At 75.7% G+C, this 24,669-nt stretch carries 23 protein-coding genes and 1 pseudogene; 8 read left to right on the forward strand and 16 right to left on the reverse strand.

The window, feature by feature from the left end:
* Positions 1 to 2: 2 nt before the first annotated feature.
* The 11 genes from ACQPYN_RS18365 to ACQPYN_RS18415 all read right to left on the reverse strand — a co-directional run bounded on the left by ACQPYN_RS18365 (position 3) and on the right by ACQPYN_RS18415 (position 10,572).
* A complete protein-coding gene (locus ACQPYN_RS18365) occupies positions 3 to 848 on the reverse strand; it encodes an ABC transporter ATP-binding protein (protein WP_433025749.1) in 846 nt (281 codons plus the stop codon).
* 37 nt (positions 849 to 885) lie between these two features.
* Positions 886 to 1,932, reverse strand: a complete 1,047-nt coding sequence (locus tag ACQPYN_RS18370; RefSeq protein WP_433025752.1) for an ABC transporter substrate-binding protein — start codon at positions 1,930 to 1,932, stop codon at positions 886 to 888.
* The gene (locus ACQPYN_RS18375) at positions 1,929 to 3,044 is read right to left on the reverse strand and encodes an amidohydrolase family protein (RefSeq protein ID WP_433025755.1); all 1,116 of its coding nucleotides are present in this window, start codon (positions 3,042 to 3,044) and stop codon (positions 1,929 to 1,931) included. The genes ACQPYN_RS18370 and ACQPYN_RS18375 overlap by 4 nt, the downstream gene beginning before the upstream one ends.
* Positions 3,041 to 4,129, reverse strand: coding sequence for an amidohydrolase family protein (locus ACQPYN_RS18380; RefSeq protein ID WP_433025758.1), 1,089 nt, complete (start codon positions 4,127 to 4,129; stop codon positions 3,041 to 3,043). The genes ACQPYN_RS18375 and ACQPYN_RS18380 overlap by 4 nt, the downstream gene beginning before the upstream one ends.
* 39 nt (positions 4,130 to 4,168) lie before the next feature.
* A complete protein-coding gene (locus tag ACQPYN_RS18385; protein ID WP_274197855.1) occupies positions 4,169 to 4,624 on the reverse strand; it encodes a Rieske (2Fe-2S) protein in 456 nt (151 codons plus the stop codon).
* On the reverse strand, positions 4,621 to 5,070 hold the full coding sequence (locus tag ACQPYN_RS18390) for an aconitase X swivel domain-containing protein (protein WP_433025761.1): 450 nt from the start codon (positions 5,068 to 5,070) through the stop codon (positions 4,621 to 4,623). The genes ACQPYN_RS18385 and ACQPYN_RS18390 overlap by 4 nt, the downstream gene beginning before the upstream one ends.
* A complete protein-coding gene (locus ACQPYN_RS18395; protein WP_433025764.1) occupies positions 5,067 to 6,347 on the reverse strand; it encodes an aconitase X in 1,281 nt (426 codons plus the stop codon). The genes ACQPYN_RS18390 and ACQPYN_RS18395 overlap by 4 nt, the downstream gene beginning before the upstream one ends.
* Positions 6,348 to 6,359: 12 nt before the next feature.
* Positions 6,360 to 7,676, reverse strand: coding sequence for an FAD-dependent oxidoreductase (locus ACQPYN_RS18400; protein WP_433025767.1), 1,317 nt, complete (start codon positions 7,674 to 7,676; stop codon positions 6,360 to 6,362).
* Between the two features lie 92 nt (positions 7,677 to 7,768).
* On the reverse strand, positions 7,769 to 8,722 hold the full coding sequence (locus ACQPYN_RS18405; protein ID WP_433025770.1) for a LysR family transcriptional regulator: 954 nt from the start codon (positions 8,720 to 8,722) through the stop codon (positions 7,769 to 7,771).
* Positions 8,723 to 8,784: 62 nt separating this feature from the next.
* Positions 8,785 to 9,567, reverse strand: a complete 783-nt coding sequence (locus ACQPYN_RS18410) for a dienelactone hydrolase family protein (protein ID WP_433025773.1) — start codon at positions 9,565 to 9,567, stop codon at positions 8,785 to 8,787.
* Positions 9,568 to 9,777: 210 nt separating this feature from the next.
* Positions 9,778 to 10,572 carry an alpha/beta hydrolase gene (locus ACQPYN_RS18415; RefSeq protein ID WP_433025776.1) on the reverse strand — a complete coding sequence of 265 codons (795 nt, stop codon included), beginning with the start codon at positions 10,570 to 10,572 and terminating at the stop codon, positions 9,778 to 9,780.
* Positions 10,573 to 10,843: 271 nt separating this feature from the next.
* On the opposite strand from ACQPYN_RS18415, the gene ACQPYN_RS18420 reads away from it, so the two are divergent.
* Positions 10,844 to 11,131 carry a hypothetical protein gene (locus ACQPYN_RS18420; protein WP_433025779.1) on the forward strand — a complete coding sequence of 96 codons (288 nt, stop codon included), beginning with the start codon at positions 10,844 to 10,846 and terminating at the stop codon, positions 11,129 to 11,131.
* On the opposite strand, the gene ACQPYN_RS18425 is transcribed toward ACQPYN_RS18420, so the two are convergent.
* Positions 11,064 to 11,219 carry a LuxR C-terminal-related transcriptional regulator gene (locus ACQPYN_RS18425; RefSeq protein WP_433038944.1) on the reverse strand — a complete coding sequence of 52 codons (156 nt, stop codon included), beginning with the start codon at positions 11,217 to 11,219 and terminating at the stop codon, positions 11,064 to 11,066. The genes ACQPYN_RS18420 and ACQPYN_RS18425 overlap by 68 nt on opposite strands.
* A 490-nt stretch (positions 11,220 to 11,709) precedes the next feature.
* Positions 11,710 to 14,415, reverse strand: a complete 2,706-nt coding sequence (locus ACQPYN_RS18430; protein WP_433025782.1) for an ATP-binding protein — start codon at positions 14,413 to 14,415, stop codon at positions 11,710 to 11,712.
* A gap of 177 nt (positions 14,416 to 14,592) precedes the next feature.
* On the opposite strand from ACQPYN_RS18430, the pseudogene ACQPYN_RS18435 reads away from it, so the two are divergent.
* The 4 genes and pseudogenes from ACQPYN_RS18435 to ACQPYN_RS18450 all read left to right on the forward strand — a co-directional run.
* Positions 14,593 to 15,039: pseudogene (locus ACQPYN_RS18435) on the forward strand (ATP-binding protein); the annotation flags it as partial.
* Between the two features lie 380 nt (positions 15,040 to 15,419).
* Complete coding sequence (locus ACQPYN_RS18440; RefSeq protein ID WP_433025785.1) at positions 15,420 to 15,689, forward strand: hypothetical protein; 270 nt, start codon at positions 15,420 to 15,422, stop codon at positions 15,687 to 15,689.
* Positions 15,686 to 16,684, forward strand: coding sequence for a hypothetical protein (locus ACQPYN_RS18445; RefSeq protein ID WP_433025788.1), 999 nt, complete (start codon positions 15,686 to 15,688; stop codon positions 16,682 to 16,684). The genes ACQPYN_RS18440 and ACQPYN_RS18445 overlap by 4 nt, the downstream gene beginning before the upstream one ends.
* A complete protein-coding gene (locus ACQPYN_RS18450; protein ID WP_433025791.1) occupies positions 16,624 to 17,364 on the forward strand; it encodes a helix-turn-helix transcriptional regulator in 741 nt (246 codons plus the stop codon). The genes ACQPYN_RS18445 and ACQPYN_RS18450 overlap by 61 nt, the downstream gene beginning before the upstream one ends.
* On the opposite strand, the gene ACQPYN_RS18455 is transcribed toward ACQPYN_RS18450, so the two are convergent.
* Both ACQPYN_RS18455 and ACQPYN_RS18460 read right to left on the reverse strand, forming a co-directional pair.
* The gene (locus tag ACQPYN_RS18455) at positions 17,306 to 18,373 is read right to left on the reverse strand and encodes an AfsR/SARP family transcriptional regulator (RefSeq protein ID WP_433038946.1); all 1,068 of its coding nucleotides are present in this window, start codon (positions 18,371 to 18,373) and stop codon (positions 17,306 to 17,308) included. The two genes, ACQPYN_RS18450 and ACQPYN_RS18455, sit on opposite strands and share 59 nt — an antisense overlap.
* Before the next feature lie 197 nt (positions 18,374 to 18,570).
* A complete protein-coding gene (locus ACQPYN_RS18460; protein WP_433025794.1) occupies positions 18,571 to 20,370 on the reverse strand; it encodes a hypothetical protein in 1,800 nt (599 codons plus the stop codon).
* Between the two features lie 180 nt (positions 20,371 to 20,550).
* Between ACQPYN_RS18460 and ACQPYN_RS18465 the strand changes: the two genes are divergently transcribed.
* From ACQPYN_RS18465 to ACQPYN_RS18475, 3 genes are all read left to right on the forward strand, one after another.
* Positions 20,551 to 21,597: a DUF4331 family protein gene (locus tag ACQPYN_RS18465; protein ID WP_433025797.1), complete on the forward strand. Its 1,047-nt coding sequence runs from the start codon at positions 20,551 to 20,553 to the stop codon at positions 21,595 to 21,597.
* A 33-nt stretch (positions 21,598 to 21,630) separates the two neighbouring features.
* Positions 21,631 to 22,824 (forward strand): cation:proton antiporter, encoded by a 1,194-nt coding sequence (locus tag ACQPYN_RS18470; protein ID WP_433038948.1) that lies wholly within the window; start codon positions 21,631 to 21,633, stop codon positions 22,822 to 22,824.
* 511 nt (positions 22,825 to 23,335) lie between these two features.
* Complete coding sequence (locus ACQPYN_RS18475; protein ID WP_433025800.1) at positions 23,336 to 24,079, forward strand: GAF and ANTAR domain-containing protein; 744 nt, start codon at positions 23,336 to 23,338, stop codon at positions 24,077 to 24,079.
* 21 nt (positions 24,080 to 24,100) lie between these two features.
* Here ACQPYN_RS18475 and ACQPYN_RS18480 read toward each other — a convergent pair whose 3' ends face one another.
* The gene (locus tag ACQPYN_RS18480) at positions 24,101 to 24,502 is read right to left on the reverse strand and encodes an STAS domain-containing protein (RefSeq protein WP_433025803.1); all 402 of its coding nucleotides are present in this window, start codon (positions 24,500 to 24,502) and stop codon (positions 24,101 to 24,103) included.
* Positions 24,503 to 24,669 lie beyond the last annotated feature (167 nt).

The following is a 24,669-nucleotide window of genomic DNA, read 5'->3' on the forward strand; positions in this document are numbered from 1 at the left end:
GCTCAGTCCTCCTGGTCCAGCTCGCGGCGCAGCGCGACGACGAGCTCGCCGAACCCGGCGGTCGCCTCGACCTCGGCCTCCCGGGGGCGGGGCAGGTCCACCGGGGTGATCGAACGGATGCGGCCGGGCCGCGGTGTCAGCAGCACGACGCGGTCCGCGAGGAACACGGCCTCCGAGATCGAGTGCGTCACGAACACCACCGTCGCCCCGGAGACGGCGTGGATCTGCTGCAGCTCGAGGTTCATCCGGTCCCGGGTCATCGCGTCGAGCGCACCGAACGGCTCGTCCATGAGCAGGACCGACGGATCGCAGGCCAGGGCCCGGGCGATCGCCGCGCGCTGGCGCATCCCGCCCGAGAGCTCGCGCGGGTAGGAGTCCTCGAAGCCGGTGAGCCCGACCGTCGCGCACAGCTCGATCGCGCGGGCCCGGCGCTCGCCGCGGGACACCCCGCGCAGCTTGAGCGGCAGGGCGACGTTGTCGACGACGGTGAACCAGGGGAACAGGTTCGCGTCCTGGAAGACCAGGCCGAACTCGGCGAACACGGCGTCGTCGCGCCGCCCGCCCACCCACGCGGAGCGCCCCCCGGCCTCGACCGTGCCGGTGGTGGGGGCGAGCAGGCCCGAGAGCACCCGCAGCAGGGTCGTCTTCCCGCACCCCGAACGTCCGACCAGGGAGACGAACTCCCCGGCGCCGATGTCGAGGTCGATCCCCGAGAGCGCGTGCACCTCCCCCCGGCGGGTCGGGTAGATCTTGTCGACGCCCGCGACGCGCAGGCCGACGGCCCGTCCCGGGACGAGGGGCGCCGCCGGAGCGGGCTCCGGCCGCCGGACCACGGTCTCCTGGGTCATGGTTGCTCCTGTCCTCGCGGTGCTCATCGGTCCGGCCTCAGGAGGTCCCGGTCGGCGGGATCCCGGTGTCCAGCCACTGCGCCGGGTCCAGGCCCGGGGGCAACTGGCCGATGCCCGTGATCTCGTCGTACGTCTGGCGCCAGCGCTGCGGGGAGATCCCCACCGGGGTCTCGCCCGCGGTGTAGGAGTCGACGTAGCCCGCGAGCGCCAGCCGCGCCGTCTCCGGGTCGCCCAGCGCCGGCACCCGGTACTTCGACGAGATCGCGGCCATGGTGTTCCGGAAACCGTTCGCCTCGTCGGCCGCGATGAACCGGACGGCGTCGTCGATGGCGGCCATGTAGCGCCGCAGCTTGTCCCGCTCCGCCGGGTCCTGCGCGGTCGCCCGGGAGGTGGCGTAGACCTGCGCGCCCGCCGTGATCGCGTCGTTGGGATCGAAGACCACGGCCTCGGGCCGGGTGCGCTGCAGCTGCACCGAGGTGTCCAGCGAGACGATGTAGGCGTCGATGCGCCCGGAGGTCAGCAGGTCGAACACGCCGGGGGCGAGCCCGACGACCTGGCGGCGGACCTCGGCGGGCGGCACCCCCGCCGAACCGGCGACGAGGTCGAGGGTGATGGAGCTGGTGCCGCCCTCCGACGGGGTGCCGACGAGCTTGCCGCGGAACTGCCCCGCCTGGGTGATCGGGTCGTCGGCCGCGGAGACCATGCGGATGGTGCCGCGGTGGATGACCTCGCCGAAGGCGACCAGCGGGGCGTTCCTGTTGCCGGCCGCGATCATCGTCTCGATGTCGCCGATGCGGGTCACCTCGGCCGATCCGGCGAGCACGGTCTGGATGGCGGGCGCCGAGCCCTGGGTGGTCTCGAAGGTCACGTCGAGTCCCCGCGCCGCGAAGAACCCCTGCGTGTCCGCGATCAGCTCGGCGGAGTAGGACAACGACTCCAGCGGCAGGATGTTCAGGAACGTCATGCGCTGGCGGCCGTCGTCGGTGGTGTCGCCGCCGCCGCAGGCGGTGACCACCGCGCACGCGGCGAGCAGCACGGCGAGCAGGCGCAGCACCCGTCCTCGTCGAGCTCGGATGGGGGTCATCGGGGAGCCTCCTCGCGACGGTGCGGATCGGTCGTGGGCGGTCGGGTCGTGGACGGACGGGTCGGAGCGCCCCGTCCGAGCAGGAAGGTCCTCGCGTTCCCGCCGAGGACGGCGGCCCGGTCGGCGGTGTCGAGCGCGGCCAGCAGGCGTTCCGTGCCGTCCCCGTGGACGTGGGGGTGATCGCCCGCGTAGAGGACGAGCGAGGCCGGGTCGAGGATCTCGAGGGCTTCGGCGAGCTCCTCCGGGTCGGTCGGCAGGTGGGCCGGGGTCGAGGTGAGCCGGACCTGCTCGCGCAGGTACTCCGAGGGCGGGCGGGTCACCCAGGGGACCTCGCGCCAGATGCCCTTCCACTCCTTGTCCAGGCGCCAGAGCAGCGGTGGCAGCCAGGAGAAACCGCACTCGGCGACGACGACCCGCAGCGTGGGCAGCCGGCCCAGCAGCCCCTCGACGACGAGGCTGGTCAGCTGCCCCTGCGCGATCTGCCCCTGGGCCAGGTAGTCCTGCAGGTACGTGTGGGTGAACCCGGTGGTGGTCGCCGCGGAGCCGGCCCGGCCCCAGGCGTGCAGCCCGGCGACGAGGCCGTGCTCGGCGATCGCCTCGAACACCGGCAGGAACCGGCGGTGCCCGTAGCGGTGGTCGTGCCCGCGCACGGGCAGCGTGACCTGCACGAACCGGGGGTCGCCGGCCCGGCGGTGGATCTCCTCGACGGCGGCCTCCGGGTCGCCGGACGGGACGGCGATGCTGCCGCGCAGCCGGGGGTCGTGGTCGAGGAACGTCGCGGTGACCCAGTCGTTGAGGGCCCGGCACAGCGCCGCGTCGTAGTAGGGGTTGCGGCTGACGTCGAACGCGGAGGTCGCGCTCAGGACCGCCACGTCGACGGACGCTCCGCCGGGGGCGGGCGCGTCGAGCACCCGGGCGCGCAGGGTCGCCACGTCGACCGGCGCCGCGGCCGCCACGGCGCCCGGCGGGTAGGCGCCGGCCTGCGTCGGGTCGAGGCGCAGCGCCGCACCCTCGACGTAGTCGCGCCAGTAGGCGGGCAGGTAGGGCGCGAGGTCGGCCAGGGACGACGGGGCGACGTGGGTGTCGGCGTCGACCGCTCCCCCGGCGCTCACAGGGCGTCCCCGGGGAGGTCGACGCCGTAGAGCGCGGCCGCGTTGCGGGCCATGATCGGGCGCCGGACGTCGGCGGGCAGCACCCGCAGGGCGGTCACCGGGTCGTCGAAGTCCCAGTGCGGGTAGTCCGAGGCGAACAGGATCCGGTCGGTCAGGCCGGCGTGGCGCAGCGTCGTCGCGAGGTGCGCGAGGTTCTCCGGCTCGTCGATCGGCTGGGTGGTGAACCAGCAGCGCTCGCGGACGACCTCCGACGGCGGGCGGTGCAGCCCCGGCACGTCGTCGCGGAACACGGACCACCCCGCGTCGAGCCCCCACAGCAGCGACGGCAGCCAGGTGATCCCGCCCTCGACGAGCACCAGCCGCAGGTCCGGGAGCTCGTCGAACACCCCGCCGGCGACGAGCGAGGTGAGCGCCATGGCCATCGCGTTGCCGTACCAGCCGTGCTGCTCGAGATAGAACGACGGCCAGCCGTCGCCGCGGTGTCCCTCGGTCCCGCCGAGGTGCATCCCGATCGGCAGCCCGGCCGCGGCGGCCGCGGCGTAGATCGGCCGGTACTTGGCGTCGGCGACGGGCAGGTGCGTGCCGCTGGGGAAGAGCACCTGGACGAAGCGGGGGTCGCCCGCGCGCCGCTCGATCTCGGCGACGGCGTGCTCGGGCGACTCGTGGGCGATGCAGATGCTGGCGCGCAGCCGGGGTTCGGGGTCGAGGAAGTCGGCGACCTGGACGTCGTTGAGCGCGCGGCACAGGGCGGCGGCGTAGGCGGGCTCCTCGGCGCCCCAGGTGTGGCCCTGCAGCGGGATCAGCACGCCGGCGACCAGGTCGTAGGCGTCGAGCAGCTGCTCGCGCAGCAGCCCCAGGTCGCTGCCGGGCGGGCCCGACGACGGGTGGGCGTCGGCGCGCATGCCGCCGTTGCGCACCCGCGGGTAGATCGCGGGGCGGGGCCCCGCGCACCCCGAAGCGCTCGTAGCGCCGCCGCCAGGGCGCGGGCAGCTCGACGGCCAGCCGCGCCGGGACCACCGCGGGGTGGATGTCCGCGTCGACGACGGGGCTGCCGGGGCGGCGGCCCGCGGGTCGGGGCGTTCCATGGGTCGTCCGGGCGAGGCCATCGGACGCGGAGACGGTGGTCATGCGGTCTCCTCCGGGTCGGTGGGGCGACGGGCGGCGGTGTCGACGACGACCACGCGGTCCTCGACGGTCACGGCGTAGGTGTCGGCGACGTAGGGCCCGGGGACGCGCCCGGTGGCCGGGTCGACGGCGACGACCTCGGTGGCGTAGCTGCGGACGGGCGCCTCACCCGGACCGAAGTAGGACCGGCCGGTGGTGACGTCGTACTCCCAGCCGTGCCAGGGGCAGGCGACGAACACCCGGTCGGGGTCGAGCGCGACCTCGCCGGGCGCGCCGGCCACGGCGAGCGGCGCGGCGCGTCCTCGGCAGAGGGGCCCGCCCTGGTGCGGGCAGTGGTCGGCGAGCGCGTGGTACTCGTCGCCCACCCGGAAGATCCCGATCGAGCGCCGGCCCACCTGCACCACCCGGTGCTCGCCGGGCGCGAGCTCGTCGGCGCCCATCACCGCGACCTTCACTGCTCCTCCTCGGTGCGCGCCAGGAGCTCGACGACGCCCGCGGTCGCGTCGAGCCGGATCCGGTCGCCGGTGCGCAGCACGGCGACCGGGTCGTCGTCCAGGTCGGCGAGGGCCGGCACGCGGGTGACGACGGCGCCGAGGGCGGCCTTCGTCGTGGTGACCGCGAAGACCATCCCGATCGGCGCGGTCCCGAGCAGCCGCGTGGTCTGGAAGAAGCCCGACCAGCCGGAGGACCCCTTGGCGCCGGGGAAGACGAGGATCCGGCCGGTGAAGCAGACCCCGGCGAGGGGGTGACGCGCCTCGGTGATCGTCCCGGTGGCCGGGTCGATGCCGCCCCAGCCCGAGATCGTCTCCGGCGACACGAGCACCTCGCCGGTGACCACGCCGGGCACGACGGTCCGGCCGCGCAGGACGACCCGGGCCGGGGCCGGTCGCAGGCCGGTCACGAGAGCTCCCCGCGCCAGCGGCCGGTGACCGCGGCGTCGACGCACTCGGCCGTGGTGCCGAACCACGCCTGGATGCCGAGGATGGCGGGCAGGTAGTGCGCCTGCTTCGCCGAGTCGGTGGCGAACACCCGGGTGCCGACGGGCGCGGCGCGCGACATGGCCGGGCAGGAGTCGGTGAGCACCCGCCCGCCGGCGGCCTCGATGACGGCGGTGTGGCCGGAGCGCTCGGCGACCACCGCGAGCGCCCGCGGCGCCATGATCCAGAGCTGGGTGCCGTCGGCCAGGCGACGCCCGTCGAGCGCCCGGGCGACGTCGTGGATCTGGTCGAGCGACGCGTGCGGGCAGCCGAGCAGCACGAAGTCGACGTCGGTGTCGCTGCCCTGGTCGTTGAGCCGTTCGTAGGCGGCCCGCTTCTCCGCATCGCCGAACACCACCGGCTCGGGCACCCGCCGGCCGCCGAACGCCGCGGTCACCGTCGGAGCCTCGGGGGTCACGCCGACGACGTGGTACATCTCGACCCCGCCCGACGAGGCCGCGGCGGCGCCGAAGTGCTTGAGGTCGGTGAGATCGGGCAGCGCGTGGTCGCCGGTGATCACCGGGCGGGCCTCCTGCACGACGTCGCCGACGGCGTAGCCGAGCAGGCCCCAGTCCCGGAACGAGGAGACCGGCGTGTCCACCCGCACCAGGTGCGTGCCGAGTCGGTGGGCGTCGTGGTGGTTGCCCCAGCACGGGATGCGCCCGGTGAGGCTCGCGGCGCCGGTGGAGGCGCCGCCCTCGCAGTTGGTGCGGGCCCCGAGCACGCTGTTGGCGTAGACGACGGCCGAGGACTCCATCCACGCGCAGTGCTCGCCGCGCACCGGGAGGTTGCCCACCTGGTAGGGCGTGCAGGTCGCGAGCACCGACACCCCGCGGGCGCCGACGAAGGCCTCCCCGTCGGTCTGGAGCTCCACGAACTCCGGCGGATAGGGCACCGTGCCCACCGAGTCGGGCCCGAAGCCCTGCTGCAGCTGACAGGTCGGCACGGCCATCGGCGGGATCGGCAGCGTCTCGTCCGCGTCGAGGTTGATGATCGAGAACGCGCGGTCCCAGCCACCCTCGGCGACCAACCGGGCCTTGACCGGCGAGGGCTGGGTGGTGGTGCCGGCGACGTTGCGGACGGTGCAGAGACGCTCGGCGTCGAGGGCCTGCCCGTAGCGCACCAGCAGGTCCATCGCGGCCGCCACCGCCGGGCCCTCGGCGCCGTCACGCATGCGCTGCTCGTCGTCGGTGAGGATCATCGGAGGCTCGGCTCAGTCATCGACGTTCTCCCGGATGCGGTCGCGGAGCTCGGCGGCCCGGCCGGCGTGCACCGCGTGCACGCTGCCCTCGGAGCCCGCCATGTCGAGGGCGTGGGCGGCGGCGTGGCCCATCGCGGCGCAGGGCCCCATCACGCGCACGCTCGACAGCGCGGCCGCGTCGCCGTCCACGCAGCGCCCTGCGACCAGCAGGTTCGCGACCTCGGGCGGCGCCATCGCGCGCAGCGGCACGTAGTGCAGGTGATCGGCCCCGAAGGTCTCCCAGACGTAGCCGTCCGGGGTGTCGTGCAGCTCGATGGGCCAGGCGGTACGGGCGACGGCGTCCGGGAACCGGGTCCCGGCCCGGACCTCGTCGACGGTGAGCTGGTGGACCGCCTGCACCCAACGGGTCTGGCGACGGCCGGGCAGCCCGTAGGAGCGCACGGCGGCCTTGCCGAAGACCTCGGGGAACTCGGCGCGCAGGAACTCGACGACCCGGTCGGCCTGGGCCTTGCCCTCCAGCTGGGCCTCGGCGGCGGCGAACGGGTCGAGGGGCGCCTCGATGTGGGTCATGTTCAGCACGGCGGTGCCCCGGCCGGGGAAGAAGAACGCGAGCCCGTCGTGGCGGCGCAGGCCGTACTCGGCGGCCTTCGCGCCGACCCGGGCGGAGAGGCGCGCGGGGTCGGGCGGCTCCGACTCGTCGAGGTGCTCGACGACGAGTTGCTGGCTCCCGTAGATCTCCCGGTCGGGCAGGCGGCAGGGCAGCCCGGCCGCCCAGCACAGGGCGGCGTCGCCGCTCGCGTCGACGAAGCCGTGGGCGCGCACGTCGACGGGCCCGAACCGGGTGGCGAAGCGGGCGCCGACGACGCGGTCGCCCTCGCGATCGACCCCGGCGAGCGACGCCCCGGTGAGCACCTTGATCCCGTGGCCCCGGACGGTGTCCTCCACCCACCGGCCCAGGCGGACCTCGTCGTAGCCGACGGTCGTCGTGTGGCCGACGCGGTAGAAGAGGTCCCCGCTCGCGCCGAGGTCGGCGAAGATGTCCTCGAGGAGCCCGTAGGTCAGCCGCCGGTGCTGCGGCGCGTTGCCGAAGACCCCGCAGAACAGGCCGATCAGCGAGTTCACCATCTGACCGCCGAGCACCGGCAGCGAGTCGACGAGCACGACGTCACGGCCGAGCTTCGCCGACTCCACCGCCGCGGACAGCCCGGCGATACCGGCCCCGACGACACAGACGTCGGCGCGCACCCGGTGGTCGGCCGGATCGGCGGGATGGGCCGGCCCCTCCCGCACCACCGTGCGGACCGGGAGGTCGGTGAGCGGGTGCGGCATGTCAGGCACGCTAGGCAGTGCTCTGGACCACACGGAAATAGACAACCGGCCTGGAGGGGCATCAACCGCGTCGATACCTGCAGGTGAACGGCTCACAGCTCCGCCGACAGCTCCACGAGCAAGGACCGCAGCCAGCGGTGCGCGGGGTCGTTGTCGAGGTCGGCGTGCCACCAGAACCGCTCGCAGATCGTGCCGGCGCCGTCCTCGTCGTCGGTGCCGGGGCACTCGCGGACGACCAGCCCGAGGCCGGCGGCAACGTCGCGGGCGAGCCGTTCCTGCACCAGCGCGACCCGGTCGGTGCCGGCCACGAGGTGGGGCACGGCGAGGTAGCTCTCCACCCGCACGCGGGTGTCGGGCTCGACGCCGAGCCGGGTGAACTGGCGGGTGATGGGCGCCGCGGCGGAGAACCCACGCTCCGGGGCGAAGGGCACGACCCACGGCAGCACGGCCAGCCGGGCCGGGGTCAGCTCCTGGTGCACGGCGGGGTTCGCGGCGTCCATCAGGAGCACCCAGCGGTCGGTGAAGAGGTCGACCGAGCGCAGATCGGGGCGGTCGAAGCGCGCCGCAGGCGGCGCGATCATGCCGTCGATGAGCCTGATCGTCTCGCCGATGTCGGCGGAGAAGGACTCGCGCACCAGCCGCAGACGCAGTTCCACCCCGGGCGCGCGCCGGGCGAGCGCCGCCGACAGGGCGGTCCCGAGGACGGCGACGGTGTAGTCGGCGATGAGCAGGCTGAAGCCGCGGCGCGAGGCCCGGGGGTCGAAGTGGTGCCCGGTGCCGAACAGGCGCTCCGCCGCGGTGCAGACCCCCTCGACCTGGTCGGCGAGCTGGACCGCCAGCGGAGTGAGGACGTAGCCGCCCGCGTGCCGCGTGAGCAGCTCGTCGTCGAAGTGGCGACGGAGCCGGGACAGCGCGGCGCTGGCCGCCGGCTGGGAGACCCCGATGCGGGCGGCGGCCCGCGTGACGTTCCGTTCGCGCAGCAGCTCCCGCAACGACACCAGCAGGTTGAGGTCGAGGTTGGCCAGGTGGGCCGACGGTGCCCGCACGGCGTGGAGCCTGACCGGGGACGGAGGCCGGCGTCCAGGGTTCGCGGCGCGCTGACGGCCGATCAGCGCCGTCCGGACGGTGCCGGAGACAGCTCGCCGATCGTCTCGTCCAGCAGGTCGAGCACCGCGCGCCACGCCCGGGCGGTGTGGGCGGGGTGGTGCGCCACCCCGGGCACCGTCGACATCGTGTGGGTCGTGCCCTCGGCCGGAGAGCCGTCGGGGTGGGTCGGCGCCGCCCAGAACGCGTGCTGGGCGCCGCCGTAGACGTGGACCCGCCAGTCGATCCCGGCGTCCTCCAGGGCCGTCGTGAACGCCAGGACCTGGTCCGGCGTGCACAGCGGGTCCTCCGAGCCGGTGGCGAGCAGGAACGTGGCGCCGACCGTGGCCCAGTCCTCCGCGCGGGCGGGTGGCAGGCCGGGATGGACGACGGCGACACCGCGGAAGGGCACCCCGGCGCGGGCGAGCTCGAGGACGACGGAACCGCCCGCGCCGTACCCCAGGGCGGCGAGCCGACCCGGGTCGGCACCGGGTTCGGCGAGCAGCACGTCGAGCGCGGCGTGCCCGACGGCCCGCATCCGGTCGGGGTCGCCGATCAGCGGCAGGACCCGCGCCAGCATCGCCTCCGGAGCCCCGCCGAACCACCGGCCGCCGTGGTAATCCATGGCCAGGGCCAGGTAGCCGCGTTCGGCGAGGTGGTCGGCGCGGCGGCGCTGGAAGTCGTCGAGCCCGATCCCGTCGTGGCCGATCAGCACCGCGGGCCACGGTCCCGCTCCGTCCGGGCGGGCCATGTGCCCGACCATCAGCAGACCGTCGGCGTCGTAGGTGACCTCGCGCGTCGTGACCATGGACCGACGCTAGCCAGCGCACCGCGGGCACAGGTGGGGGTTCGCTCTCGGCCGAAGGCGTGCGCCCCGACGGGGAGATCGAGTCGGACGACTCTGGTCCGCCCCGCGCGCCGGGGACGACGCTCCCCGGTCGGCGAGGTCTCGCCTCTCGGACGGACGACGACGACGAGCGAGTGGGTGGTGGTGGGCCGCCGTCCCCGTGGCCGCGGGTCAGCGTGGGAAGCCGTGCTCCCCCAGCCAGGTCAGGGCGTCCCGGGCCACCTCCATCCACCCGTGGTCGATCGTGAGCGAGTGGGCTCGGTCTGGGAACTCGTGCAGGTCGGTGATCGCGCCCGAGTCCCGGTACTTCTTGTACTCGGCCTTCGTGATCGCCTCGGGCACGGTCTTGTCCTGACCCCCCATCACGAGGAGCAACGGCCCACGGTCGGGGTTGCGCGTGGCGACCGTGGCGGGCGAGCCCGGCGAGAAGTTGGCCGACGCCGCCTCGAAGAGCGGCTTGCCCGGCGACGGGATCGCCCAGGCCTCCCAGAGCTCCTGCGACTCCCCCTCCGAGACCGCCCCGGCGAAGGCGTAGCGGAACTGCTCGGCGGTCAGGCTCACCGCGTGGTGCTTGTTCGACGGGGAACGGAAGACCGGGAAGGTGGCGTGCAACGACGACAGCGGCAGGGGCAGCACCCCCTTGAACTGCGCCGCGTCGATCGCGACCGCGGCGGCCGCCAGGTCCATCCCGAGGAGCTTCTGGGCGAACATCCCGCCGAAGGAGTGTCCGACGAGCACCGGCTTCTCCGGGAGCTCGGCGATCAGCTTGGCGTGGTGCTCCACGATGTCGTCGATCCCGACGTCCGCGACCGCCTCCGGGTTCGCGCGGGCCGCCTCGACGGTGTCCGGTTCGCCGGGCCAGCTCGCGGCGTAGGGGTCGTAGCCCCGGGACGCGAACATCTCCATCCAGGGAGCCCAGGAGCTCCGGTGGAGCCACAATCCGTGGAGGAAGAGCACAGGAGTCATGAGGGTGTCCTTTCGGTGGGGGGTGGTGAGGGGGGTCCTCCGGGAGCAGGTCGACGTCACGAGCCTCGCCCCGCGCACGTCCCGGCCGATTCGGTCACCTGACTGCGTTGTCGACCGCCGGGCCCGTCGGGGACGGGGGTGGGAGCGCCCGCAGTCGATCGACGGAAGCCGCCGGGCCCCTCCCCGCCGTCCACTGGCCCTCGAACCAGACGCCGGCACGAGGAGGAGCGATGGATCGGGAACGGGAACCCCACGGCGGGAGCGGGTCCCGGTGACCCCCGCGGAGCGGGCGCTGCTGGAGCGCGCCGTCGAGGAGCTGCGCCGCGTCGTCACGACACCGCCCGCCGGGACGCTGCACTACGGCTTGTTCGCCCTCTCCCGGCTGCTCGAGGAGATCGCCCACGCCGAGGGATCCGAGGGCGTCGTCGCCGACCCCGTGGCCGAGGCCGCCGTCGAGATCGCCCGCCACGTCGTCGACCACGGCGTGCACCTCACCCGCGAGCCTCCGCCGGGCTCGCCACCCGCCGGACCCGGGTCGCCAGCTGCACCCGCGACGTGATGCCGAGCTTCGGGAACATCCGGTAGAGGTAGCAGCCGATCGTGCGGGGCGAGAGGAGCAGGCGCCGGCCGATCTCGCGGTTGGACAGCCCGTCGGCGACCCTCCAGCCGGGTCGCGGCGGGCAGCGGGCGCAGGCGGCGGTCGGCGTCGGCGAGCAGGGCCGGCGTGAGCGGGAGGAACCGCCGCAGGAGCTCGGCGCCCGGGTCCGTGAGCCGGACCAGCGCGTGCGCGAGGTCGCGGGCCACCGCCGGGTCGCCGCCCGCCTCCCGCCGGATGCGTCGGCGGGCGTCGTCGGTGAGCTCGGGCTCCCCGTCGTCCGTGCCTCCGTCGGTTCGGGAGCCGGCGAGCCGGCAGGGGCAGCGGCGGTGGTCGGACGTGGAGTGCTGCACGGGTCTCCTCCGAGCGTGGTGCCGAACGGCCGGGAGGGAACGCTGCTCCGGGGTGTCGGGAGCGGGTGTCGTCACCGAGCAGCGTTCTGTTCCCTGCCTGCACCCGGACCGGGCCCTTCGGGCACCGGGCCGCACACCGGACGGAGCGCCGCGGCGGCCTCGGCCAGAGGTGACGGCTAGGGGTGGCGGCTAGGGGTGGCGCCGTCCCCGGTCGACCGCGAGCCGGAGCAGGTCCATCCGGGAGTGGATCCCGAGCTTCGGGAACATGCGGTAGAGGTGGCTCCCGACCGTCCGGTGCGAGAGGAACAGTCGCTCGCCGATCTCGCGGTTGGACAGACCCTCGGCCACCATCACCGCGATCTGGGTCTCCTGGGGCGAGAGGTCGTCCCACGCGTCGCGGACGGGCGAGCGACTCTGCTCCCCCGCGGCGCGCAGCTCCTCGCGGGCCCGTCGTCCCCACGGCGTGACCCCGAGCGCGTCGAAGCCGTCGCGCGCGGCGCGCAGGGGGGCCCGCGACTCCTCCACCCGGCCCCGGGCGCGCAGCCGGGCGCCCAGGCTGAGCAGCAGGCGGTGGCGTTCCAGCGGCCACGTCGGCGAGGACGCCAGCGCGCGGAGCCGGTCCTCGGCCTCGTCGTCCGTAGCGAGGACGACCTCGGCGTGGGCGAGGTTCATCCGGCCGGCCGGAGAGGACGTCGCGCGGATCCCGGGACGGAGCTCGGCCAGGATCTTGCCCGCGGCGTCCGCCTCCCCGCAGGCGACCGCGGCGTCGGCGAGGCTCGCCAACGACCACAGCCCGTGCATCGGGTGGAAGCCCGGGTCGTGCAGGCGGGCGAGGTGGGCGAAGGCCCGCTCGTGGTCACCCTGCCCGGCCGCCGCGGTCGCGCGGGCCACGAGGATCGTCGCGCTCGCCGCGGCGAAGCGGTGCGGGGCCGCGACGGCCTCGGCCTCGCTGATGAGCGCGTCGGCGGCGTCGACGTCGCCCCGCAGACCCGCGACCAGGCCGTGCGCGGCGTACCCGCAGGCGTGCCAGAACGGCTGGTGGGTCTCGGCGCACAGCCGCGCGCCCTCGTCGGCGGCCGACACCGCGACCTCGAGACGGCCCCGGCGCAGGGCCGACCACGCCCGCAGCACCAGGCTCGTCCCGAGCGTGTGCAGCCTGCCCTCCCGGCGCAGTCCGTCGGCCGCCTCGGCGAGGAGCTCCTCGGAGACGCCGAAGGCCCCCACGCAGGCGGCCGCGTGCCCCAGGCGGTACGCGGTGGCCGCGTCGTACGTCGCGTCCCGGGCCCGACCGATGAGCGCCAGCACCTCCTGCGCGTGCTCCACGGGCTCACCGTGCGCGAGCAGCGCGGCCCGCGTGGCGGGGTCGGCGACTCCGAGGCGGTCGGCCGCCATCACGACGGCCGCACCGACGGGCCGGTCGGGGCAGAAGTTCCAGCAGCGGAGCGCCGCGGCCCGGAGGAACGTCCGGGCCAGGGCGTCGTCCCCGATCGCCTGCGCCCGCCCGGCGAGCTCCAGGAGCACGGAGACGCGGTGCTCGCCGCCCCGATCGGTGGCGGCCAGCTCGCCGAGCCACGCGTGGCGGAGCTGGTCGTCCTCGTCGACGACCAGGTCCCGGAACTGCGCCCGGAGCCGGTTCCCGTCGGCCGTCGCGCCCAGGTCGTGGGCCAGGACGCCCGCCCGGAACAGGCGGTCCCGCCGCGCCCGGCCCTCCACCGAGAGCTGCGCCGCGCGGTCCAGGTCCGCGACGGCGGTGAGGACGGCGCCGCGCGCGAGGGCGCGGTCGGCGGACTCCTCGAGCTCGGCGGCGAGCACGGCATCGGGGTGCAGCGCCGCGGCCGCCCGGTGGTGCACGGCCCGCTCCGGCTGGTCGTGCACCACCCGCGCGAGGACGGCGTGCCCGGCCCGGCGGGCCTCCGGCGCGAGGCGCTGACGGACCGCCGAGCGGACCAGCGGGTGCCGGAAACGCACGACGGGGCCGTCGACGGTGATCAGCCCGGCGACGACGGCGGGCGCCAGCACCGTGTCCTCGACGGGACCGACGAGCAGCTCGGTGGCCGCGAGGGTCTCGGGGAGATCCGCCGAGTCGTTGAGGGCGACGATCTCGAGGGCGGCGGTCGTCGCGGCGCCGAGGTCGCCGACGCGGGCGACGAAGGAGCTCTCGAGGCGCCTCGTCAGCGGCCACCGGTCGAGGTCGTGACCGAGGGACGAGGTGATCGAGCGCGGCAGTTCGTGCAGCGCGAGCGGGTTGCCCCGCGCGAGGTCGAGGATCCGTGCGCGGCTCCGTGGGTCCAGGGTGCCGGCGGTGCCCGCGAGCACCGCGGTGGCGGCCCGGTGGTCGAGGGGGCCGAGGTCGACGACCGCGAGCGACCGGTCGAGCATCGGTCCCGGTCCGTCGTCGCGGTGGGTCGCGAGCAGTACGACGGGATCCGAGGCCGTGCGGCGGGCGAGGAAGGCCAGCGCCTGTTGGCTGGCGGGGTCCATCCACTGGACGTCGTCGGCGAGGACGAGCACCGGTTGCGCCGCGGCCGCCGCGGCGAGCAGCTCGAGCGCGGACATAGCCACCGCGTACAGGTCGGGGTGCGAGCCCGGGATGCGGCCGAAGGCGGCGTCGAGGGCCCGGCCGGCGGGCAGGCCGGACCTCCCGTCGAGGAGGGGCCGCAGAAGCTGGTGCAGGCCGGCGTAGGGCAGGCCGAGCTCGGCCACGGTCCCGGTCGCGCGCAGCACCCGGCGACCGCTCGCCGCCCGTTCCGCCCACGCGAGCAGCGCCGACTTCCCGATCCCGGGCGGCCCGCAGACGACCAGGGCTCCCCCGCCGTCGCCGCCGAGGAGGCGGGCGATGCGGTCCTGCTCGGGCTCCCGTCCGAGCAGCTCGGTCTGCCCCGGCCCGTCGGTCACCGGCCACGTCCCGTCCGGCGGGGTCCAGGTCCGCCACCCGCACGGTAGGTCGCGATCGTGACCGGGGGCGTGACCCCGGGAGCGTGACCGAGAGCGCCGACGTCGGGTCACGCCCCCGGTCACGGCTGCTCCCTACGGTCCGCCCGTCGAGGAGGGACCGTGTCGCAGGGATCCACCGTGTCGCCGCCCCCGGTCGGTCGCACCGCCGAGGCGGGCGAGCTCGCCGCGGTCCTCGACGGGGCGAACCACCGCGGCGGCGGACTCCTGCTGTCGGGCGAGGCCGGCATCGGCAAGTCGACCATGCTGGACTGGGCGGCGGACCGGTGGCGGGCCCGCGGTCACCGTCTCCTGCTCCGGGGCCAGGGGTCCGAGGCCGAGTCGGTCGTCCCGTACGCCGGGCTGCGACGTCTGCTCGCCCCCCTCGCCGAGCACGTGACGGCCCTGGCGCCCCAGCCGGCGGCGGTCCTGCGCGAGGTCTTCCGGTTCGGGCTGGCCGAGGTACCCGACGGACCGGACGTGCCCGACGTGTTCGCCGTCGCCCTGGCCGCGCTCGACGTCCTGACCGTCCCCGCGCTGGACCATCCGCTGCTCCTCGTCGTCGACGACGCCCACCTCCTGGACCACCCGACCGTCCAGGTCCTGGGCTTCGTCACCCGTCGCCTCGAGAGCGATCCCGTCGTCGTCCTCCTCGCCGCCCGGGCCCCGGGCGAGCCGGAGGGCCTCGCCGGCGTGCCGGTGCTCGACCTGTCCCCCCTCGCGGACCGGGACGCCGAGCGGCTGCTCGACGACCGGTGTCCCGGCCTCGACCCCGCGGTCCGCGACGTCGTGCTCGACCAGGCCGCCGGGAACCCGTTGGCGCTGGTCTCGCTGCCGGCCGTCGTCGCGGGCGTCGACCTGCACGCCGCGGGCGCCGACCTCGGTGCGGTGCCCTGCGCGGCCGGATCGAGCAGGCCCTCGTCCGCCGGCTCGACGGCCTCGCCCCGGCCACCCTCGACGCCCTGCTCGTGGCGGCGAGCGACAGCCGGGCGGGGCTCGGCGAGGTCCTCGCCGCCAGCGGCCTCCTCGTGGGACGGGAGCTCGACGAGGCCGTCCTGGCCCCGGCCGTGGCGGCCGGGCTGCTGGCGGGGATCACGGAGACGGTCCGCTTCGCCCACCCCTGCTCGCGTCGGCGCTGCGCGACCGGGCAGGACCCGAGCGCCTCCGGGCCGTGCACCTGGCGCTCGCCGCGGTGGTCGCGGCTCCCGACCGGGGCCTCGCGCACCGCGGGGCGGTGACGACCGACGTGGACGACGCGCTCGCCGACCAGCTCGCGGCGGCCGCCGCCCGGGCCCGACGCCTCGGCGCCGCCGGCTCGGCCGTCGTGCCGCTGGTGCGCAGCGCCCGCCTGAGCTCACGCCGGCCCCAGCGGATCGCGCGCCTGCTCGAGGCCGCCGACGTCGCGGCGACGGCGGGTCACCGCGAGACCTCGGTGCGGCTGCTCGACGAGGCGGCGCAGCTCGGGCCCGAGCGGCTCCACCAGATCGAGGCCGAACGTCTCCGTGCCCGGCTGCACGACGGCGGACCCGGCGGGCCCGAGCCCGAGCACCTGATCGCGCTGGCCGACGAGGCGCGCACCCTCGGCGCCGGTGAGCTCGCGATCGCGCTGCTCGCCGTCGCCGCCCAGCGCTGCTGGTGGGTCTACCCGGGGCCCTCGTCCCGGCGGGCTCTGCGGGCCGCCGTCCGCCGGCTGCCCGCGGACCCCCTCGACCCGCGGGTGCTCTCGATGCTGGTCCAGGTGGCACCGATCGAGGAGAGCGGCGAGGTCCGGCGCCGGCTGCGTCGCCGCGCCCCGCTGCCGACCGACGGCGCCGACGACGCCTTCCGCCTCGGGATGGCCGCGCACGTGGTCACCGAGTTCGCGGACGCGGAGCGGGTGCTGGCCCGCGCCGCGGCCGGGATGCGGGAGCAGGGCCGCCTCGGCGCGCTCGCGGCGGTGCAGACGGTGCGCGCCTTCAACGCGTTCGAGCGCGGTGCCTGGGGCGCGGCGGCCGAGGCGGCCGAGGAGGGGTTGGCGCTCGCCCGCGAATCGGGCGACGACGAGTGGCTCGGCCCGGCCCTGACCGTCGCCGCCCTCCTGGCCGCGGTCCACGGCGACCCGGGCGCGCCGCGGAGCTCGACGCCGAGGCCGAGCGCGTCCTGGGCACGCGCGGCAGCACCAACATCGGTGCGGTGCTGCGGCAGTCGCGGGGCCGCCGGTGCGCCTACCTCGGCGACCCCGGCTCCGCGGTGACCCAGCTCCTGCCGCTGTTCGACCGCCGCGCGCCCGACTTCAACCCTCGCAACTGCCTGCCGACGATCGTGCCGCTGGCGGGGGCGGTGGCCCGCTCCGGGCGGGTGGGCGACGTGTCGGCGGTGCTGGGCCTCGTCCGATGGCTCGTCGCGCAGAGTGCGTCGGCCGACGCCGAGCTCCCGCCGGGCCTGCACTCGGCCGCCGGGTACGCCGAGGCCGTCCTGGGCCCCGAGCACGGGGCCGGGGGCCGCTTCGTCGACGCCCTCGAGCGCGCGGAGTGCCGACCGTTCGACCGCGCCAGGGTGGAGCTCGCCCACGCCGCCTGGCTGCGCCGGCACCGGCAGCCGGACCCGGCGCGACGCGTCCTGCGGCGTGCGCACGCCACCTTCACGGCCCTGGGCACCGCGCCGCTCGTCGCGTCGACCGAGCGCGAGCTGGCGCTGGTGGGCGCGGGGGACGAACGGCAGGGCGACGACCCGTGGCGCTCGCTGACACCGCAGGAGGCCCAGATCGCCCGGCTGGTGGCCGAGGGGCTCTCCAACCGGGAGATCGGACAGCGGCTCTTCCTGTCGCACCGGACCGTCGGCAGCCACCTGTACCGCGTCTACCCGAAGCTGGGCATCACCTCGAGGGTCGAGCTGGCGCGGCTGGTACTCCGGTCGGACCGGCCTGCCCCGTGACGCCGCGGATCGTCTCCACCAGGCGGTGCATCTCGGCCGACGGGCCCATGTCCAGCTCGCGCATGACCGCCACATAGCTGCGGTAGTGCTCCACCAACCGGTCGTGGTCGCCGCCGGCCCCGTCGACGACGAGACGGATCCGCCACGCCTGCTCGCGATAGGGATCGTCGGCGAGCACGCGCGCGACCTGGCGTTCCGCCTCCTCGAGGTCACCATCGTCGGCGGCGAGCGTCGCCAGCTCCAGGCGTCCGGCCGCGACGCGGTCGGCCACCTCGCGACGGCGCGTGTCGGCCCACGCCCCGGGCGTGCCGTCGAGGAAGACCCCCCGGTCCGCCCTACGGAGGGCATCCGCCAGGAGCGCGCGGCGCTCCTCGCGGCCCCGGGCACCGGTGTGGCGCAGAGCGGCGAGCACCTGCCCGCACGTCCCGGCGACCGCGTCCGGGGGCACGAGCCGGAGGCGCTCGCCGTCGCGGTCGAGGTCGACGCCCTCGGGGAGCGCGGCCCGCAGACGGTGCAGGCACTGCCGCAGGTAGCTCGCCGCGCCCGGGTACCCGCGACCGGAGAACAGCGCGTCCAGCAGCTCCTCGCGGCGGACGGCCCGACCGGGACGGTCGAGGAGATGGGCGAGGAGCTCGAGCTCCTTGCGGCGGCGCAGCGCCACGGGGCGACCGTCGACGAGCAGCTCCGGCACCCCGAACTCCTCGAGGACGACCCGCGCGCCCTCGGCGGGGCCGGTCTCGTCGGCACCCGCTCCGGCCCGGGTCGCCAGGGCCTGCCACCGCAGGGACTCCGGTGTCCCGGCCGCGGCGCCACGGACCGCCACCGCGGGCACCTCGGCCAGCGCGGCGAGCAGGAGCGCGGTGCTGCCGTGGGCCTCCGCGACCTGCAGAGCGAGGGCGGCGCTGGCGTCGGCATCGGCCCGGGCCCGCACGCCGGTGCCGCGGGCCTGCGCCTCGGCGAGGAAGCAGGCGGCGGCGGGCAGCTCCAGCAGCCGGTCTCCGCGGCGCATGTTGCGCACGCACCGCCCCAGCGTCGCCTCCGCCGCCTCCGTCCGTCCCTCCCGCAGGAGGATCACGCCGTGGCACAGCGCCGCGAGGTCGCGGGTGAACGCGTGGTCGTCGGCGCCCTCGGCCTTCGCGCGGGCCAGGGTCCGGCGCGCCGGGTCGAGGTCCCCCGTGGTGCGCAGGTGCGCCCGTGTCTCGTAGATCAGCACCAGGACGCGGTAGATCGCCGACCCCGACGTCCTGGCCCGCTCGTGTCCCCGGGCCAGGGCCGCCCGGGCCTCCTCGACGCGCCCGGCGTCGAGCAGCAGCTCGACGCCGTCCAGCGCGTCGAGCCAGAGGGGCTGGGGCGTGCCCCGTCGGAGCTCCCACTCCGCGAGGGCCTCGTCCCCCGGCCCGCCGCGCGCAGCGCGGCGATCCGCCACGGGGCGCCCTGCACCTCGCGCCACGAACCGCTCCGGTCCCGCGGGTCCCGCACCAGGTCGAGGCGACCCCGCGAGTACGCGACGCGCAGGAGGAGGCCCTCGAGAGGACCTCCCCGGGGTGCGCCGAGCTCAGGGAACGGCGGCGGGTCGTCCAGGCTCAGCGCGAGCACGGTCTGGGCGACCCGCCGGTGCCAGTCCCCCTCGGGCAGCGTCGCGGCCACGCGGCGGGACTCGGTGAGCCGCCCCAGGTGCCACAGGCACCAGACGAGCAGCACCACCGGCTCCCGCGACCCCGTCCGGACCAGGTCCTCGACCCACGACGCCCCGTGGACGTCCCACAGTGCCGCCCCCCGCCGGTACTCCTCCAGACCGAACGCGACACGCAGGGCGGCCGTCGAGACCGCCGGCGTCGCGGGCCGGTGGACGGCGTCGAGCGCGTCCAGCCAGCGGGCCGCCTGCGCCAGGTCCATGCGCTCGACCACGAGCGGGAGGGCGTCGGCGGCGTGGGGCCAGGCCTCGTCGACGGCGCCGGCGTCGAGGAGGGCCTCCACGACGTCCTCCGAGCGACCGCGGGAGATCAGCAGCGCGACGTGCCGGCGGCGGACCTCGCCCTGCCACAGGACGTCCTGCCCGGCCACCAGCCCGAGGACGAACTCGCGGAACTGGGGGTGCAGGCCCGCCCGCCGCCCGTCCGCGGCCCACGTGAGGGGCAGGTGGCGCGTGCGCAGCCGCTCCATCGTGCGTGCGGGTTCCGCCGCGCCGAGGGCCGCCGCGTCCCCCGTGGTCACGTCCTCGAGCACGGCGGTGCGGAGCAGGAGGTCCTGCTGGTCCGCGGGGAGGTCGTCCCACACGTGGTCGTAGAGGTAGGACGTCAGGGCCCGCCCGTCCTCGCCGGGCCGGACGCCGGTGGAGAACAGCACCCCGGTCACCCATCCCCCGGCGGCTCCCATCGCGGCGTCGACGTCGACGCCGCCCAGCCCTCGTCGCGCCAGGGCCGTACGCGCCTCCTCCGGCCGGAACCGCAGCTCCTCGGCGTCCAGCACCCCGGTGCGCCCGAGCTCATGGGTGGCCATCGACGTCAGGGCGACGGGGTGCCGGGAGATCAGGACGAGGTTCGTCCCCGCCGGGAGGTAGCGCGCGACGGCCGAGAGCACGGCCATCGCCGCCGCGCTGGTCCCGACCCGCTCCACGTTGTCGCAGACCAGCACGAGGTCGGTCCCGGCGAGGTCCTCCACGAGCAGCGCCGCCGAATCGGTGGTCGGCGCCCCGTCCCGCAGCGCCGCGCTCGCCCGGCCGGCCACCGCGGGGTGGTGCCGGCCGATCGCCGCCTCGAGGTAGACCACCAGGCGTCCCGCGGACCCGTCGGAGTCGTCCAGGCGCACCCACGCCGCGGGCCGTCCGAGCGCCCGTAGCGCCTGCGCCACGGCGACCGTCTTGCCCGCGCCGGCCACGGCCGAGACGACCAGTGCCGGGTGGCGGCCGAGAAGGTGGGCGATGTCGGCGTCGAGACGTGGCCGGGGAACCAGCCGCTCGTCGAGGTCGGGTGCGGCGAGCTTGGCCTGCACGAGGCGCGACGACACCCTTCCACCCCCCGCCCCGGCCGGATCACGCATCCCGGCGCCGAGCATCACCGCCCGCACGGGCCCTTGTCGAACCGGGCGGGCGTCGGGGACGTCGGGGACGCAGTCGGCTGACTGAAGCCGGGCGCGCTCTTCCGGCCGGATCGTCGTCCCGTCACCCTTCCTGCGATCGGAGCACCCGTGTCCCACCACCTCGACTCGCCGGCGTCGCGTCGCGACCCGCGCCTGAACCTGCCCGATCTCTACGTCTTCGACGGGGACGTGGGCGCGACGATGGTCATGACGGTCAACACCTCGCTGGCCGGGCCCGACCGTCCCCGCGGCTTCCACCCGGAGGCGCGCTACGAGTTCCGGGTCCACCTCGACGGCCAGGACCGCGAGGGCCTCACCTACCGGTTCGCCTTCGGCCCGGCCGACGACGACGGCGTCCAGGACGTGGTGCTCGAACAGCTGACCGGCCCGGACGCGGGTGACGACGGCGCCGAGGGCCGCCTGCTCGGGCGGGGCCGCACCGAGGAGGTCGTGGAGCTCGCCGGCGGCGCACGGATGTGGGCCGGCTCCGCCGCCGACCCGTTCTACCTCGACCTGCACGAGCTGGCCCACATCGTCGAGGGCCTCCAGGAGGAGAAGCCCATCGACCTGGCGGGGTGGAACGAGGACGAGGCGACGAACAGCTTCGCCGGGTCCCGGGTGGAGGCGATCGTCCTCGAGATCCCCGCCCCCGGCGCGGAGGAGCTCGTACCCGGTCGGCGCATCGGGGTGTGGGCCGTCGCCGAGCTGGCCACCGACGCGGGGGGCTGGCGCCGGGTCAACCGCGCCGCGATCCCGATGATGTGGCCGCTGCTGCGGGCGCGCGGTGGTGCCGACGAGAGCGAGGAGTACGCCCGGGACACCCTGGCGCACCCGTCGCAGGACCACGCCAACGACAGCGACCGGCTGATCTCGATGGTCGCCGCGGCGGCACGGTTCGCCGGCACCGCCGACGCCGACGCCCACGCGCGGGCGGTGGCCGACCGGCTGCTGCCCGACGTGCTGCCCTACACCGTGGGGACGCCGGCCGCGTTCGGTCTCGTGTCGCTGAACGGGCGCACCCTGGCCGACGACGCCCCGGCCGTGATGTACCGGCTGCTCACCGACTCCGCCATCCCCTCCGGTCTGCGGCCGAGCTCGGCGGCCGAGACCCGTCAGGACGCGTTCCCCTACGTGGTGCCCGCCGCGGAGCGCTGACGCCGGCGTTCCCGGGAGGGAGGCCCCGTGGCCATGTCGTTGGCGTCGGCGGCGGTCGTCGCCGTCGTGGCGCTGCTCGCGCCGCTGACGGTGCGATGGCTCCGGCTGCCGGTGCCGGAGATCGTCGTCCAGATCGTCGCCGGCGCCGTCGTCGGACCCCAGGTGCTCGGGTGGGCCACCGTCGACGCCCCGGTCCGGGTGCTCGCCACGGTCGGGCTCGGCTTCCTCCTGCTCCTCGCGGGACTCGAGGTCGACCTGCGCCGTCTCCGTGGCCGGGTCCTGCGCCTCACCCTCGCGGCGTTCGCCCTCTCGTTCGCCCTCGCCTGCGCCGTCGGCACCGGGCTGGCGGCCACCGGCCTGGTGCGGTCCCCGCTGCTGATCGCCGTGATCCTCTCCGCGACCAGCCTGGGGATCGTCCTGCCCGTGCTCGAGGACGCCGGTGTCCTCCGGACGTCCTTCGGGCAGGTCCTCGTCGCCGGGGCCTCGATCGCCGAGGTCGTACCGATCGTGCTGCTGTCCCTGCTGTTCGCCCGGGACGCCGCGGGGCTCGGCTCGCGGCTCGTGCTGCTGGGGGTGTTCCTCGGTCTCGTGCTCGGGATCGTCGTGCTCCTGCTCGGGGTGGAGCGGTCCCGTCGCCTCGCCGACCTGCTGATCGCGCTGCAGGACACCACCGCCGAGATCCGCGTCCGGGGAGCGGTCTGCCTGCTCATGCTGCTCGCGGCCGCGGCCGCCGCGTTCGGGCTCGAGGGGATCCTCGGCGCCTTCCTCGCGGGCGTGACGCTGAACCTGCTCGACCGCGACGAGGCCGGTACGCACAGCCTGTTCCGGACGAAGCTGCAGGCCGTCGGCTTCGGGGCGTTCGTGCCCTTCTTCTTCGTCTCCACGGGCATGGGCATCGACGTGCGCGGCCTGGTGGGCGACCCCGCGACGCTCGCGAAGGTGCCGATCTTCCTGGCGGCGCTGCTCGTCGTCCGCGCCCTGCCGGCCGGCCTCTACGCCGGCCTGGCCGGAGGAGGCCGCCGCCTGGTCGCCGCGGGGCTCGTGCAGGCGACCTCGTTGAGCATCCCCGTGGTCGCGGGCGCCATCGGCGTCGATCTCGGCGTCATCCTGCCGAGCACCTACGCCGCGCTGGTCGCGGCCGGCCTCGTCTCGGTGATCGTGTTCCCGCCGGTGGCGTCGTCGCTCCTGAGCGGCGGCCACGAGGACACCACCCTCACCGGCTGGTGACCGCCTCCCCACCACGCAGGCGACGCGCCCGCGGGGTCCCGGCGAGTGATCGTCACCAGGGGCGATCAGGGGCACGAGCAACCCGACGTGCCCCGGGTCGTGGGTGAGAGAGATCAACGTCGCGGGTACATGACCTCTACCGGCCTGTGGGCTGGAGCCGGACCGGACGGTGTACGCGAGTACGCCGCAGGTCCGGTTCACCAGCGCAGCCGGAGAGGCCGGTCCCGCTCCCGCGTCCGCCGCGAGGCGCCGTGGGGGCGGGGCCGCGCCGCCCCACCAGCGGGGACGGACCGTTGTACGGTGTGACGCAGGTCGACCGCACGGCCGCCACCCGGACACGGGGCGCCTGTTCCACAGCGCTTCCCGCAGTCCCGTACTTCATGTGCCTTCCCGACCTCCGCCTGCCGTGGGCAGGGCAGATCGCAGCGCATGTCGCTTCGGCTCTGCCCCGACCAGCGCGTCGACCAGTCGCGCCTCGTGCCCACCGGCCCTCGACCAGCGGGAAGCACCTATGACCTCCGGCCACCACGATCACCTCGTCGCCTCGCTGCGCACCGCGGCCCAGGACCTGGCCCAGCGCCGCAGCGTGCGCGACCTCGAACAGACCCTCGAGCAGATCGTCGCCTCGGCCGTGGCCACCGTCCCCGCCGTCGATGCGGGCAGCATCTCGATCACCGAGCACGGCCGCATCGAGACCCGCCACCCCACCAGCGAGGGCATCCGCAAGCTCGACGAGAGGCAGAGCGAGCTCAACGAGGGCCCGTGCATCACCGCGATCGAGGACCCACCCGAGACCGGCACCGTCGTCGCCCAGGACCTCGCCCGGGCCGACGCCGACCGCTGGCCACGGTTCGCCCCCTACGCCGCCGAAGCCGGCTACCGGGCACTGATGTCGACCCAGCTCTCGGTCGACGGCGGCGTCCGAGCCGCCCTGAACCTCTACTCGGCCGAACCCGAAGCCTTCGACGACGACGCGCAGACGCTGGCAGGACTGTTCGGCATCCAGGCCTCCATGCTGCTCTACGGCGCGAACACCGCCACCCACCTGCAGCGCGCGGTCGACAGCCGCGACCTCATCGGCCAGGCGAAGGGGCTGCTGCGCGAGCGCTTCAAGGTCGACGACGAGGGCGCCTTCCAGATGCTGGTCAAATCCTCCCAGGAGACCAACATGAAGCTCACCGCCGTCGCCCAGTGGCTCCTCGACAACGCCGACACCTCCGGCTCCCGCCGCGACGCGGGTGGATCACGCCGATAGGACGACAGCCGGCACCCGGGCTCAGAGGAGTCCGGCGCCGGCGAGCCACGCCCGGGCGTCGGGCGCCCCGAGATGGACCAGGTGCAGGGCGATCCCGCTGGCCCGCGCCCGGTCCCGGACCTGTGACAGGACCTCGACACCGGCGCGGTCGCAGGCAGGGACGGCGGACAGGTCGACGACGACCACGCTGGGCTCGCGGTCGAGCTCGCGCCGGAGATGCTCGCCGAGCTCCGTGGCGTCCGGCGCGCCCACCGATCCGGAGACGGTGATGATCACTCCGTGCGCGGCGTCGACGGGGCGGACGGCGATGACCGCCCCGTCGCGGCGCGACGGCGTCTCCGGTGCGGGCCGACGAGCACGGCTCCGGGCCGGTGCCGGTTCCGCAGCCGGGGACGGGGGTACGGGACGATCGGCGATGGCCATGCGGTGTCTCCTGCAGCAGGTCTGACGTCGTGACCGGCTGCTTCTGAACCGTCCGGGTCGGGCTCTACCCCCGGAGCCCCCCTCGATCACACGACGTCCCGAGGTGGCGCCGAACGCCCCGCGAACTGCTCCGGACGGAGCAGGACGGCACCGGCCGAGTGGCGCGT

This window comes from Actinomycetospora sp. CA-053990 (assembly GCF_050948445.1).
Taxonomy (GTDB): domain Bacteria; phylum Actinomycetota; class Actinomycetes; order Mycobacteriales; family Pseudonocardiaceae; genus Actinomycetospora; species Actinomycetospora callitridis.